Here is a 13,782-nt window from a genome sequence, read left to right as displayed (position 1 = left end):
AACTCGGATTTGGGGTGGGGCTAGGGATCCCGTTCTGCAATCCATTTTCGCGCCTGGTAGAGGGCGATGTTGATTTGATCCCCAAACAGCAGCGCCAAGGAAGTGAGCCAAACCCAGAGCAGCAGCACAATAACTGCCCCCACCGCCCCGTAGACTTGGTTGAACTGCCCAAAGTGCTCCACGTAAATCCGCAGCCCCCACGACACCCCAACCCACAGTAGGCTGGCCACGATGGCTCCCGGCCAAATCGGCATTTGGGGTCGGCGCAAGCTGGGGCCAAATCGATACAGCACCCAGCAGGAGAAGACGACCAACTCCAGCGAAATCGGCCAGGTGAGGATCCCCCACAAGTTCAACCCCAGCTCTCGCAAGGGATCCAACTGAGTCGGCCCGCCAACCTCCTGGGCTAAGGATCTCGCTTTCCTGTACAAGAAGCGCAAAAAGCTAGCAGTAAACTACCCGACCCTGACTGCTTCGCAGTACAGGGCGGGCTTTCGGTAGCCCTGCAGTTGGCAAGCCAACCACGGGCCTCTAGGCTGGTTTACGACAGCCCCAAGCTTGGCAATCATGTTGGCCCCATTCCAGTCCGCATCCCCTTCCCATCCACAGTGCCCACACTTGAACTGCTTCCCACTGCGATAGGATTGCGCAGGGTCGGGATGGATGTGCAAACACCGGTGGCAGGTCTGCGACGTGTAGGCAGGCGGCACCAGAGTCAAAGCAACCCCTGCACGCAGAGCCTTGTATTCCAGAAACTGCCTCAGCTGGTAGAACGCCCAACTGTTGGCCCTGCGCCGCTCGGCTTTGCTGCGGGGTTGTTGGTTGATACGCTCCCGTATCCCTGTCAAGTCTTCCAGAGCAATAGCGCTGTTTGTGGCTTTTGCCCTAGAGACAATAGCTTTGGAGATGCGATGATTGACCCACGCTTGAAAGCGTCTCTCCTTGCCAGACAGCCGTTGCAGCAGTTCTCTGCATCTGCGCCGCGAACTGCGTGTGCCCTTACTGGCTTTGCGTTGGAGTGCCGCCCTCAACCGGGAGTAGTGGTCTCGGACTCTGTTCAACTGCTGTCCATTCCAGTTCTTCCCCTCTGAGGTATGAGCGATATCTATCCTTCCCAAGTCCACCCCGATCACCTTGTCGGTATCTTGTTGCTTGGGTGGTTTTTTCTCTACGCAAATCTGGATGTAGTAGGAGCCGTCTCTGCGCTTGACCAGAGTGGCCGATTTGGGATTGGAGCCCGCCAACTGTTCTCTCTGGTAACGGCCAATGGCCAGTTCAAAGCGTTCTCTCCCTTCAACCGTGGTCAGCGACACCGTCCAGTCTTTCTCGCGGAATGAAAAGATACGAGCGTCATAGGTCGCGAAGCCCCCCTTGAACGCTTTGACGGGGCGGTTTTTCTGTCGGGCAACCTTGCGGGCACCGGCCAGCCGTCTGCAGACCTGCTGAGCCAAGTTACTGGACAAGCCGAACCGGGCACGGATTTCGCGGTAGCACAGAGATTGAAGTTTAACGGCGTTGGTGACTTTCTCGGGCGTGTTTTGGTTGACCCAGTTCAACGCCTGCACAAAGGCATCCAAGGTCGCGTCCAACTTTGCGGCCTGCGACTGGGACACCTTGAGCTTACAGGAGACGGTCAGGACTTGGGTCATGGTTCTATCGTAACTTCCGCATTCCTCCCGACACTGACCCTACGGGTACAGTGCGGGGCTCCTGCGATTTCTAGCTGACGACGCGAACGGGATCCCCAGCGCCCGCAGCTGCTCAACCAGTTGCTCCAACAGCCTCATGGTTCAGCACTTCAGCCCACTGCGGTAGGTACTGGGAAAAATCTTGCTTTTTGACAAACCGAAAAGGCCCGGATAGGGATCCCCAGATCACTTGATCGGTCTCCGGATCCCGACCTTGATCCAAGCTGTGAAAGTAGTCGGCTCCGATCTCAAACTCGCTGTACAAATAGGTGGTTCTGCCTTTGCGTTCAACAATACAGCCTTTGCCGGGCAGGCTGCGGCCCCGATAGCAGGATCCCGTCCATTCCACCTGGGTGACACAGCCGGGCAAGAGTTCCAACTCCGCTGCTGTCAGACCGGCCAATTTCCCCTTCGCGTAAGCGTTGCTTAGCAACAACTCCCGACCGGCGCACCTGTAGGAGTCAGGAGCTGTCAGAGCATAGTTTTGAATCCGGATCCCATCTGGAGTATCGAAGAGGTGGATCACCCGCTGCCGGTAGGGCTGCTCAGGATAAATGTCGTACAGTTGCTCCACGTAAAACCCCACCCCCTGGAACACCGACCAAGGCAAGGGACATTGGTACACATGAATGTTGGCAAACCAGACGGGCTCTGCGAGCGCCTGCTGCAGGTTGTTGAAGTGCCCTGCCATCCAGGTGGCCAGTTGGGCCAGTTGGGGGGAAACAGACATAGGTTCAGATGGATTCAATGGATTGAAATCGAGAAGATTCAGATCGAGCGCTCCTGATCCTGCAGACTTTGTCCAACTGTCAGGGACTCCGTCCCGATGGCGCACTCCATAACACACTCTACAAAACTACACCAGGGAATAGCTTGGTAGCCCTGTACTTGAGTGCGGGGTGGAAAAGCCCTTGGGCAACTTGATTTAAGGGAATTTAAGGGATTTAAGAGAGCATTGTTGCTTACCGTCACCCGCCCTGTCTCTGGCGGAGTTGTTGCCATGGGCAGGGGAACCGCAACCCTGTGGCGACGAGGCCGTTCGCGCCACTCGGACGGAGTTCTTGAAGGGGATTGGGTTGCAGGGACAGGCTAGAGTAGAGGAGCCGGACTCCTGTGCCTCTTGAGATCTCGTCTAAGATGGTATTGATGTCGGCCCTACCCATTCCGCTGCTGGGGCAGTCCTTGTCTGCTCTGAAAGACTGGGCGGTTGCCCAAGGACAGCCGGCCTATCGCGGGCAACAACTGCATGCTTGGATCTACCAAAAAGGGATCCGCTCCCTGGAACAGGTGACGGTGTTTCCTAGGGCTTGGCGAGAGGCGGTGCAAAGCTACCCAGTGGGACGCTCGCGCATTGTGCAGCGGACAGAGGCCCGCGATGGTACTGTGAAGTTTCTGCTGGGGTTGGCGGATGGGCAGTTGATCGAAACGGTAGGGATCCCAACGGCCAAGCGTCTGACGGTCTGCGTCTCTTCTCAGGTGGGCTGCCCTATGGCCTGCGATTTCTGTGCCACCGGCAAGATGGGCTACCGACGCAACCTAGAGCTGCACGAGATTTTGGATCAGGTGTTGACGGTGCAGGAAGATTTTGGCCGTCGCGTCAGCCACGTGGTCTTTATGGGCATGGGGGAACCTCTGCTCAACCGCGATACGGTGGTGCAAGCCATCCGTAGCCTGAATCGAGATATCGGCATCGGCCAACGGCACATCACCCTCTCGACGGTGGGGGTACCCCGGCAAATTGCCTGGCTGGCGCAGCAGGATCTGCAAATCACCCTGGCCGTCAGCTTGCATGCTCCCAATCAAAATCTGCGGCAGCAGTTGATCCCCTCGGCAGCCCACTACCCTCTGGATGCTCTGATCCAGGATTGCCGCGACTACATGCTGCGCACCGGGCGGCGAGTCAGTTTTGAATATACCCTGCTATCGGGGGTCAACGACCTGCCCATTCATGCCCGCCAACTGGCGCAATTGCTGCAGCAGGCCAGCCGGTCAGGGGTGCAACTGCACGTGAACCTGATCCCTTACAACCCTATCTCTGGAGCCGACTATCAACGCCCCCACCCGACACGGGTCAGAGAGTTCGTCCGCCAGCTCGAACAGCACCAAGTGCGGGCCACTGTGCGCCAAACCCGTGGCTTGGATGGCAATGCCGCATGTGGTCAACTGCAGGGATCCTTCCTGCGCTCTTTGCCAGGGCGCAACGCTTTTGCGAGTACATCAGCTCAGTCCGCAGGCGCGTCGTAACCAGGCGGCATCCTGTTCTGGCAAGGTGGCGTGGTGCATGGCGTAAACCTGCCGGTGATACTCGTCCAGCCAGGCTCGCTGCGCCTCGTTCAACAGTTCCCAATCGATTAAGCGCCCATCAAAAGGGATCCAAGTTAGGGAGCGAAAGCCCATCCAGCCCTCGGGCTCGGGAATCGCAATCACCTCGTAGAGGTTCTCCAGGCGGATCCCACCCCATCCCGGCTGGTAGTAGCCCGGCTCGATGCTGTTGATCATGCCCACTTTGAGAGGGGTGCTGGCGCGGCGGTGGATCCCGTTGGGCCCCTCGTGGACATTCAAAAAGGCGCCGACACCGTGGCCGGTGCCATGGCCATAGTCCAGCCCGGCCTGCCAAAGGGTAGAGCGGGCGATCCCATCCAACGAGACTCCATAGGTGTCGGGGGGGAAGATCTGGCGGGCGCATTGAATGTGGGCCTTGAGCACCTCGGTATAGCGCCGCTTGCACAAGGGATCCGCGGGTTGCGGGCCAATCCAAACGGTGCGGGTATCGTCGGTGGTGCCCCCCAAGTAGTGGGATCCGGAGTCCAACAAAAACAGTTCGCCCGGCTGCAGCAGCTTTTGGGGATCCGGAGTGCTGTAGTGGATGATGGAGCTGTTGGCGCCGGCGCCGGCAATGGTGTTAAAGCTCAGGCCCACCCACTCCCCTTCCTCCCGGTAATGGGCCTCCATGATGGCGGCCACATCGGCTTCGCTGATGGGGATCCCCTGTTGGATTTGCCGGTCGATCCAGGCCAGGGTACGGATCTTGGCCCGGCTGGCTTTGCGGTTGGCCAGGCGCATCTGTTCCAGCTCGATGGGGTTTTTCACGGCCTTGAGGGCTTCTACTGGGTGCTCCAGCTCGCGGCAGCTCGCATCCTGCAGCAGCTCTTGAGTGCCCTGGGTGGTCTGCTTGGGATCCAAGCCCACCGGCGCGTAGCTCTTGGCCCATTGGGGCAGTTGTTCGTTGTAGGTCTCATAAGGCCAGAGTTCCACCCCGGCTTCTGCCAGAAGTTGCCGAGATGGGGGGCTGAGCCGCTCCAGATCCGTGAATAGAGCCGCTCTATCTGGGCTGACCAAAGCATAGGCCCAAAACACCGGGTTGTAGGGGATGTCGGATCCCCGCAGGTTAAACAGCCAGGCCACCTGATCCAATTTGGTCAGGGGCAACAGTCCCACCCGCTTGCGGCGCATCTCCTGCCGGACTTGGGCCAGCTTTTCTGCAGGGGTGGCCCCGCTTAGGTGGGTGGGTACCGAGTCAATGGGCCGGTCAAAGGGAGCGACAGGAGCGGATCCCTGAGCCAGCTTATCCACCAAGTTTTCCATGACCGGGATCAAGAGCACCCCTCCCGCTTGGGCATGGGCCTGCAACTGGCGATAGGTGGCCACCGCCACCGTAAAGGGATCCACCCCCAGGCGAAAGCCAGATCCCAGCTCTTCCACAATCTCCATCAGGCTGGGCTGATTCGGCAGACCTCCTTTGATCACTGTCAATAGATTGGGATCCACCTCCCGCTCCGCCTGTTCGTGATAGCGGGGATCTACCCACAGCCAAGCCCTGTCCCGGGTGATCAAGGCATCCCCCACCGAGCCGGTAAAGCCTGTGATCCACTGACGCCGCTTGCGATGTTCCGGCAAATACTCATTGAGATGCTCATCAGCAGAGGGAACCCAAAAGCCATCCAGATCTTGTTCTCGCAGAAGCTGGCGCAACTGCTGCAAACGGGCAGCAACATCCAGGCGGGGCAGGGTTTGGAGCATGGCAGAGGGGTAAAGCTAAACGGCCAGGCTATCGCCATTCTAAACAAGGTTGGGCCGCCCCCACTTCCCGCCTTCAGTGGTCGGCCATTTCAGATAGCAGCCAGATAGCAGCCAATACCTCCCTCTTCCTATGGGTGAGGGAAGAAATCCGCCAGCTCTAGCGCTCCTCAGGAAAACCCGCTTCCCGCCAAGCCCGCATGCCCCCATCCATCGAGATCACCCGACGATAGCCCATTTTCTGTAGATTATCGGCTGCCAACGCCGAACGAAACCCGCCGCCGCAGTACAGGACGATCTCCGCTTCTTTGTCGGGGATCACCCTCTCGATGTCCCGCTCAATGATCCCTTTGCTCAAGTGGATGGCTCCGGCAGCGTGGCCGGCTTGCCACTCCGACTCTTCCCGCACATCCACAAAATAGAAGGGATCCCCTTGCAGTTGTTTTTGCCTGACCTGCTCGACTGTCAGTTCTTGGATGCGGCTTTTGGCCTCGTTGACCAGGGCCAAGAAAGCTGGAGAGTGCTGGGGAGCCATGGAGAACAGGCGCTATGAGCCAAAGCTTATTCCAATCAATCTTATCTGGTCTGGACTTTGGGATCCCAACTGCCCTAAGGCTAGACTGGGATCCAGATTTGCCGGCTGGAGGCCCATGGCTTGAAATCCCGATCTAACTTTCCGCAACTGCTTTGGCCCCTTGCTCTGGCCGTGAGCTGGAGCGTCCCCCTTGGATTGACAGCCGGTCACGTCAGCCGGACGGAGTCCTCGGCTTGGGCCCAAGCTGCCCCGATGCCCCTAGAAAGTGGGATCCAGCGGCAAGTTTCCAGCCCACCGCCAGCCGCCCTGGTGGAGTGGCTAAGCCAGCAGGTGGCCGCCGCCAACCGGCGGGATTTGCCAGGGGTGATGGCCGGCTACAGCCCCGACTTCCGCCACCGAGATGGGCTGGACCGGGAAGAGGTGGAAGGTGCCATCCGCAAGCTGTGGAGCTCTCATCCCAAGCTCACCTATTCGGCCCAGATCCTCTCCTGGCGGCAGGTGGGCCCTGAGATTGTTGCGGATATTCTCAGCCAAGTAGAGGGATCCCAATCCTCGGTGCGGGGGGACTTTCAGGTAGAAGCCTCTGCCCTGGTGCGCAATCGCTATCGCCCGGATCCAGCCAATCCCGGACAACTGCTGTTGATTGACCAAGAAGTGCTGCGGGAGGCCAGCACCCTCACCTCTGGATCTGCCCCTCCCACCGTCACCTTGAACCTGCCGGAGGTGGTCAAACCGGGATCCACCTATTCGCTGCAGGCGATTGTGGCAGAGCCTCTCACCCACTCTTTGCTGTTGGGCGCCGTTGCCAAACAACCCGTTGCCGGGGCGGGCTACCCAGAGGTGACCTCGTTTGCTCTCGAACCTCTACAGGCCGGAGGGATCTTCCTACAGGCGGATGCTCCGCAAGAACCCGGTGCTGAGTGGATTTCTGTGATGTTGGTTAACCAAACCGGCATCACGCTGGAGAGTCGGCGTCTTATCGTCAGCGATCGCTTGGCTCTGGAGGGATCCCTGGCCATCCCCACCGTCCCTTAGGAAATCTTCAGGATGATGAGGAATGGCTCTGGGGTAATCTGGACAGGCAGTTGAGCTTGTTAACAAAGGAGGGGCGCGGGGAGCTATAAGTCCCGCGCTGTATGCAAAGCAACCCTGCGGGAAGCTAGCTACAGCGTCGGGATACATGGACTCCCCGCACTTGTCGATTCTCTCGATGGGATAAGACAAGTATTTACCAGCAGCTATAGCTTGTGGTAAACTGCCACTATGCTGACCATGAACTACACTTACCGGATCTATCCAGATGCCGCACAGCAGGCCGAGCTGCGGTCGTGGCTTGAGACGTGCAGAGGCGTGTACAACTACGCTTTGCGCGAACTCAAAGACTGGATTGCTTCCCGTAAGTGTCCCATAGACAGATGCTCACTGGAGAAGGAATACATCATTCCTGCCGATGAGCCATTCCCGTCTTGCTATCGTCAGCAAAATAACCTACCCAAAGCAAAGAAGCAATTCCCGCATTTGGCCAAGGTGCATTCTCAGGTCTTGCAGACTACGATTCGCAGGCTGCATGATACTTGGGAGGCATTCCAGAAGCGGGGATATGGGTTCCCCCGTTTCAAGAAACAAGGCCAATTTAAGTCTTTTGTGTTTCCCCAGTTCAAGGACAATCCCATCTCCGGCAGCAGTATCAAGCTACCAAAGATAGGAAAAGTGCCTATCAACTTGCATCGTCCTATCCCAGATGGGTTCAAGGTCAAGCAGGTGAGGGTACTGTCCAAGGTAAGAGGGACGCAATGGTATGTCGTCGTTACCATCGAATCGGACATATCGGTTCCCGATGCTCCGGTTCACGGTCGTGCGATTGGGATTGATCTGGGATTGGAACGGTTTTTGACGGTCTCAGATGGCAGCTTCCAGGAGCGGCCCAAGTTTTTTAGGTCGATGCAACGCAAGCTGAAATTGCTGCAACGCAGAGCGACACGAAAACAAAAGGGCTCACGAAACTGGGAGAAGGCACAAATCAAAGTTGCCAGAATGCACCATCGGATTGAGAACCGTCGTAAAGATTTCCACCTGAAGACGGCTCATAAGCTTTGTGACCAAGCGCAAACCATCTTTGCAGAAGACCTCAATGTCACAGGCTTGACACGGGGAATGCTGCGAAAAGATTGTGTCGATGTCGCTTTTGGACAATTTCTGTCTCTGTTGGAATGGGTGTGCTGGAAACGTGGAGTGTACTTCGCTAAAGTCAACTCCAACGGGACTAGCCAAACCTGCCCCAAATGTTTTGCTACTGTCAGCAAAACGTTGACAGCAAGGGAGCATCATTGTCCTGAGTGTGGGTATCGAACTCATCGTGACCATGCAGCAGCAGAAATGGTTTTGCATCGTGGACTAGAGAATGTAGTAGCCCAGGGACTCTGGCGAACGGAAACAGCCTGCCAAGTCGTTCTGTCGGGGGTCTATGACCTAGATAAGTGGCGTGGGGCAGGAATGCCTAACCGTGAGGTTAGGAAGCCCGCGCTGTACCCGTAGGGTCAGCGTCGGGAGGATGTCACGATGGGAAACTATGCGCCCCTCAGCTTGTTTGCTTTCTGGTGCTGGCCCTATTTTTGAGCGGTTGCGATAGCGGCGACTCCCTTGGTGCTCCGGTGGTGGATCGCCCCACTCCTGCCAGCAATTGACCGAACAATCCCGAGGGGTCTCGAAAGGTTGGGTCGAGGTGTCTTGAAAGGACCCAACCTCAAGAAACACTGGCATCTTTAGACGCCCGTCCATTCCAAGCCCCGCTACAGCTATCTGCAAAACTATCCGCTCTCTCCCACCCCCAAGGCAACAACAGGCGGTCAGGGAAAGAGCGGTCTAGCGGGCCTTCAACTGGAACCTGACTGCCGGGAGGAACTCCAAGCGAGCCAGAACGCGAAGACTCTTCAGCAGACTGAAGGATCTAAGTTCAGACCGTTAGAGAACAGCCCCGGCGCACAGCCGGCTGAACCCAACTTGACGACCCTTACAACTACTACTATCTGGCATCCGCAGGAACCTCCCTTACTAAACGACACCCTGAGACTAGCACAAATCTTTTCTTGTTTTCTCGATCAGGGAGTTCATGCGGTGGTTTGTTGGAGCCGTTTGAGAGCTCCAGGCGCTCTGGGTGACCGTGGGCTTCGGATCCCCTGTCCCACAAGAGGGGTGAGGGATGGACTGCTGAGGATAAGGCAACAGCGTAGGATAGAAGGACGCCCTCTAGTTGGCTCGAGTTGCCGTGGACTACAAAAGTACCCTCAACCTGCCCCAAACTCAGTTTCCCATGCGGGCAGAGGCCGCCAAGAGAGAACCCGCCATTCAAGCCTTTTGGCAGGAAGAGCAAATCTACCAGCGCCTTGCCGACCACAATCCTGGGGATCCCTTTGTCCTGCACGATGGACCGCCCTACGCCAATGGCGATATCCACATGGGCACCACCCTCAACAAGATCCTCAAGGATATCGTCAACAAGTACCACATCCTGCAGGGGCGCAAGGTGCGCTACGTGCCCGGCTGGGATTGCCACGGCCTGCCCATCGAACTGAAAGTGTTGCAAAGCCTCACCCCGCAGGAGCGGGAAAACCTCACCCCTCTGCAGCTGCGACAAAAAGCCAAGGAGTACGCCCTGCACTACGTTGATGTGCAGCGGGCCAGTTTTCAGCGCCTGGGGGTATGGGGATCCTGGGATCGGCCCTACCTGACGCTGTCGCCGGAGTACGAAGCCGCACAAATTGAGGTGTTTGGACAAATGGCCCTCAAGGGCTACATCTACCGCGGCCTCAAACCCGTCCACTGGAGCCCCAGCTCCCAGACGGCTCTGGCGGAAGCCGAGCTGGAGTACCCCGACAACCACATCTCCCCCAGCATCTACGTGGCCTTTCCCCTGCAGAGCCTCAGCCCGGCGGCGCAGCCGGTTTTGGAGCCTTTCATGCCGGGCCTGCGGGCAGCCATCTGGACCACCACCCCTTGGACGATCCCGGCCAACCTGGCTCTCTGCTTTAACCCCAAGCTCACCTATGCAGTGGTGGAGTCTCCCCGCTTCGGCCTGCTGTTGATCGCCGCCGATCTGCGGGAGCGGCTGGAGAAGGTTCTGGAGACGCCTCTGGAGATCAAGGCCACCCTGCCGGGATCCGCCCTGGAATACAGTCAAGGACGGCACCCCCTCTTTGACCGCGCCAGCCTCTGCGTGCTGGGGGACTATGTCACCACCGAGTCCGGCACCGGCATTGTGCACACAGCTCCGGGGCATGGGGAAGATGACTTCAAAACCGGCCAAAAGTACGGTCTGCCCATTCTCAGCCCTGTGGACGATCAGGGGAGATTTACCGCCGAGGCCGGATCCCAGTTCGTCGGGTTGGATGTGCTCTCCAAGAAGCCGGAGACCAGCGGCAATGCTGCTGTCATCCAGGCTCTGCAGGCTGCGGGGGCTTTGCTCAAGGAAGAGCCCTACAACCACAAATATCCCTACGACTGGCGCACGAAAGAGCCAACGATTTTCCGGGCCACCGAGCAGTGGTTTGCGTCTGTAGCTGGCTTCCGGGAGCTGGCCCTGCAGGCCATTAAAACCGTGAAATGGATCCCGGCCATCGGGGAGAACCGCATCACTGCTATGGTGTCGGAGCGTTCGGATTGGTGTATTTCCCGCCAGCGGGCTTGGGGTGTGCCCATCCCCGTCTTTTACGACGAAGAAACCGGCGAGCCCTTGCTCACCGCCGAGACCCTCGACCACATCAAGGCCATCTTCGCCCAAGAGGGATCCGACGCCTGGTGGCAGCGCCCGGTGGAGGAGTTGCTGCCGGAGAAGTACCGCCACAATGGCCGCACCTACCGCAAGGGCACAGACACCATGGATGTCTGGTTTGACTCCGGCTCTTCCTGGGCGGCAGTGGCCAAGGCGCAGGGGTTGGGCTACCCGGTGGATCTGTATTTGGAGGGCTCGGACCAACACCGGGGCTGGTTCCAATCCAGTTTGCTTACCTCCGTGGCCGTCAACGGCCATGCCCCCTACAAGGCGGTGCTCACCCATGGGTTTGTGCTGGACGAGAAAGGCCAGAAAATGAGCAAGTCCCTGGGCAATGTCATCGATCCGCTGGTGTTAATTAACGGCGGCAAAGATCCCCAGACGGATCCCGCCTACGGGGCGGATGTGCTGCGCCTGTGGGTCTCCAGTGTGGACTACTCCGGGGATGTGCCGCTGGGTAAGACCATTCTTGGGCAAATGGCGGATGTGTATCGCAAAATCCGCAACACAGCTCGCTTTTTGCTGAGCAACCTCTACGACTTCAATCCAACTCAGGATGCCGTTCCTTTTGAAGCCTTGACGGAGCTAGACCGCTACATTTTGCACCGCCTGCACGAGGTGGGATCCGAGATCGGCGAATCTTTTGCCAGCTATCAGTTCTACCGATTTTTCCAGGCGATTCAGAACTTCTGTGTGGTGGATCTCTCCAACTTTTACCTGGATATTGCCAAGGATCGCCTCTACATTAGCCATGCCCAAAGTCTACGGCGGCGCCAATGTCAAACGGTGCTCTCCCTGTTGCTGGAGAACTTAGCCAAGGCCATCGCCCCCGTTCTCTCCCACCTGGCCGAAGAGATTTGGAGCCATCTGCCCTATCCCAAGCCCACCCGTTCGGTGTTTGAGGGGGGGTGGATGAAGCTGCCGGAGCACTGGCGGGATCCCCAGTTGGCGGCCATTTGGGAGCAGCTGCGAGAGGTGCGCCAAGAGGTGAACAAGGCTCTGGAGCAAGCCCGTACCGGTCGCGTTAGCGGGACGGAGTCCTTTAAGCCCATCGGCGCTTCCACCGAGGCCAAGGTAATCCTGAAGGTAGCGGATCCCAGCCTATACGCTCTTTTGCAGGAGCGGGCTGCCGAGTTGCGCTACTTGTTCATCACCTCACAGGTGGAACTGGAGAAAACCTCAGGTCAAGGCTTGGAGGTCTCTGTTTTTCCGGCTGACGGCCAAAAGTGCGTGCGCTGCTGGAACTATTCCACCCGTGTGGGGGAATTTGCCGAACATCCAGAGCTGTGTGAGCGTTGTGTAGCCGCTCTGGCCGGGGAGTTTTGAATTCGGGACCCCGTCCCGCTGGCGGGAAGGGATCCCCCTCTTTGAATTGGCTCTTTCTCCGGACAGGTCTTGTCGGCCTTCTTCAGGATCGAGGGGTGGAGCTGCCGGAGGGGATCCCCTCGACATGGGTGTGCAGCACTTTGCCGCACAGGGTTTTCTCCAGCCAGGGAGTCGCTGGCGATCGGGAGTGGAGGGTGGCCGCAGAAACCGTCCAGGGGTGGGTGGGATCAAACAGCACCCAGTCGCTGTGGGGGGTGAGGGTGGGCGGATCTAGGTTTAGGCAGCGGGCCGGGTACAGGCTGAGGGCAGACCACAGTTGCAGCGCCGTCAGGGATCCCGTTTCTACCAAATGGTGCCACAGCAGCGGCAGAGCCAGCTCCAGGCCCATCGCCCCCGGCGGGGCATCGGCAAAGGGCAGGGTTTTCTCTTCATGGGTGTAGGGGTGGTGATCCGTCGCGATCCCCAGGCTGCCGGAACGGATCCCGGCGATCAGAGCCTCCCGGTCGCCGGCGCTGGGAAGAGGGGGCAGGAGACGAAGGTGGGGATCGTAGAGATGCTCAAGGACGGCCTCTTCGGACAAGATCAGGTGCATCCAAGTGGTGCTGGCGGTAACCGGCAGTCCTTCGGCTTGGGCCTGTTGGATCAGCTCCAGGCTGCGGGCTTGGCTCAGGCGCATAATATGCACAGGCGGAGGGGAAGGAACGCTCCTGATCACCTCCAAGAGACGGGCCAGAGCGGCAGTTTCGGCACTGGCAGGGATCCCTTTCAGCCCCAGGCGCAGCGCCCAGATCCCTTCGTAAAGGCTGCCTTGCCCGGCCAAGGTGGGATCCCAGGCCCAGAGCAGTAGGGGTTTCTTCCCCGGCCGCAAATACTCCAGAGCCCGCCGCAGCAGAGCCAGGGAGCGCAGCGGCTGAACTTCTGCAAAACCAACTGCTCCCGCTTGCGCCAGTTCTCCCCAGGGGGTTGGAGTTTCTCCTTGGCCACCCACGCTCAGGGCAGCCCAGGGCAGCCAGCGGGGATCCCCCAATTGGCGGGGGTAGCGGTTCAGGTGTTCCGGGTGATCCAGCACCGGAAATATGCCGGTTCCAGGAAGGGGGGTGGGCAGAAGCCCCACCTGGGTAAAGCCTCCCGCCAAAGCCGCTGCAGCCAAAGAGGTCAGGGTTTCCCGACTGTGGGCCAGATCGCTGCCAACCATCTCGCCGCTGTGGGCATACAGATCCAGCAAACCCGGCCCCACCACCCAACCTGAGCCATTGATGGTGGGGATATCGGCAGGGATCCCTGCCGGCTCGGTGGCCCGCAGACGACCCTCTTGCAACCACACATCGGTTACTTCATCCCGCTGGCGCAAGGGATCCAATAGGCGCACTCTCTGGAGACACACATCTGGTAAGGACTCCGTCCCGCTAACGCGACCGGTCAGCTTGCGGAGAGGAGAGGATCCCATC

10 protein-coding genes are annotated in these 13,782 nt (G+C 58.7%); 4 read left to right on the top strand and 6 right to left on the bottom strand.

Translation table 11 applies throughout. The annotated features are described in order from the left end of the window. Positions 1–20 precede the first annotated feature (20 nt). The 3 genes from ACVWY8_RS00885 to ACVWY8_RS00875 all read right to left on the bottom strand — a co-directional run bounded on the left by ACVWY8_RS00885 (position 21) and on the right by ACVWY8_RS00875 (position 2,418). Positions 21–431, bottom strand: a complete 411-nt coding sequence (locus ACVWY8_RS00885) for a YihY/virulence factor BrkB family protein (protein WP_457392407.1) — start codon at positions 429–431, stop codon at positions 21–23. A gap of 24 nt (positions 432–455) precedes the next feature. Then, the gene (locus ACVWY8_RS00880) at positions 456–1,649 is read right to left on the bottom strand and encodes an RNA-guided endonuclease InsQ/TnpB family protein (protein ID WP_457392410.1); all 1,194 of its coding nucleotides are present in this window, start codon (positions 1,647–1,649) and stop codon (positions 456–458) included. A gap of 112 nt (positions 1,650–1,761) precedes the next feature. Continuing rightward, entirely contained in the window at positions 1,762–2,418 is a 657-nt protein-coding gene (locus ACVWY8_RS00875; RefSeq protein WP_414400746.1) for a chromophore lyase CpcT/CpeT, read from the bottom strand. 416 nt (positions 2,419–2,834) lie between these two features. Here ACVWY8_RS00875 and rlmN point away from each other — a divergent pair, with 416 nt between their 5' ends. Further along, on the top strand, positions 2,835–3,932 hold the full coding sequence (gene rlmN, locus ACVWY8_RS00870; protein WP_457392412.1) for a 23S rRNA (adenine(2503)-C(2))-methyltransferase RlmN: 1,098 nt from the start codon (positions 2,835–2,837) through the stop codon (positions 3,930–3,932). Here the strand turns inward: rlmN and ACVWY8_RS00865 are convergent. Together ACVWY8_RS00865 and ACVWY8_RS00860 are read right to left on the bottom strand one after the other, a co-directional pair. After that, positions 3,906–5,708 carry an aminopeptidase P family protein gene (locus ACVWY8_RS00865; RefSeq protein ID WP_457392415.1) on the bottom strand — a complete coding sequence of 601 codons (1,803 nt, stop codon included), beginning with the start codon at positions 5,706–5,708 and terminating at the stop codon, positions 3,906–3,908. The two genes, rlmN and ACVWY8_RS00865, sit on opposite strands and share 27 nt — an antisense overlap. A 157-nt stretch (positions 5,709–5,865) precedes the next feature. Continuing rightward, entirely contained in the window at positions 5,866–6,240 is a 375-nt protein-coding gene (locus ACVWY8_RS00860) for a rhodanese-like domain-containing protein (protein WP_011432658.1), read from the bottom strand. Between the two features lie 120 nt (positions 6,241–6,360). On the opposite strand from ACVWY8_RS00860, the gene ACVWY8_RS00855 reads away from it, so the two are divergent. The 3 genes from ACVWY8_RS00855 to ileS all read left to right on the top strand — a co-directional run bounded on the left by ACVWY8_RS00855 (position 6,361) and on the right by ileS (position 12,334). Then, complete coding sequence (locus ACVWY8_RS00855; RefSeq protein WP_457396726.1) at positions 6,361–7,275, top strand: hypothetical protein; 915 nt, start codon at positions 6,361–6,363, stop codon at positions 7,273–7,275. Between the two features lie 237 nt (positions 7,276–7,512). Continuing rightward, positions 7,513–8,775, top strand: coding sequence for an RNA-guided endonuclease InsQ/TnpB family protein (locus ACVWY8_RS00850; protein ID WP_457392421.1), 1,263 nt, complete (start codon positions 7,513–7,515; stop codon positions 8,773–8,775). Between the two features lie 775 nt (positions 8,776–9,550). After that, positions 9,551–12,334 (top strand): isoleucine--tRNA ligase, encoded by a 2,784-nt coding sequence (gene ileS / locus ACVWY8_RS00845; protein WP_457392697.1) that lies wholly within the window; start codon positions 9,551–9,553, stop codon positions 12,332–12,334. A gap of 82 nt (positions 12,335–12,416) precedes the next feature. On the opposite strand, the gene ACVWY8_RS00840 is transcribed toward ileS, so the two are convergent. After that, complete coding sequence (locus tag ACVWY8_RS00840) at positions 12,417–13,781, bottom strand: dihydroorotase (protein ID WP_457392424.1); 1,365 nt, start codon at positions 13,779–13,781, stop codon at positions 12,417–12,419. Position 13,782 lies beyond the last annotated feature (1 nt).

Source organism: Thermostichus sp. OS-CIW-32 (genome assembly GCF_054060415.1).
Note: the sequence above shows the minus strand (reverse complement) of the source record. Positions and strands in the feature narration are given on the sequence as shown.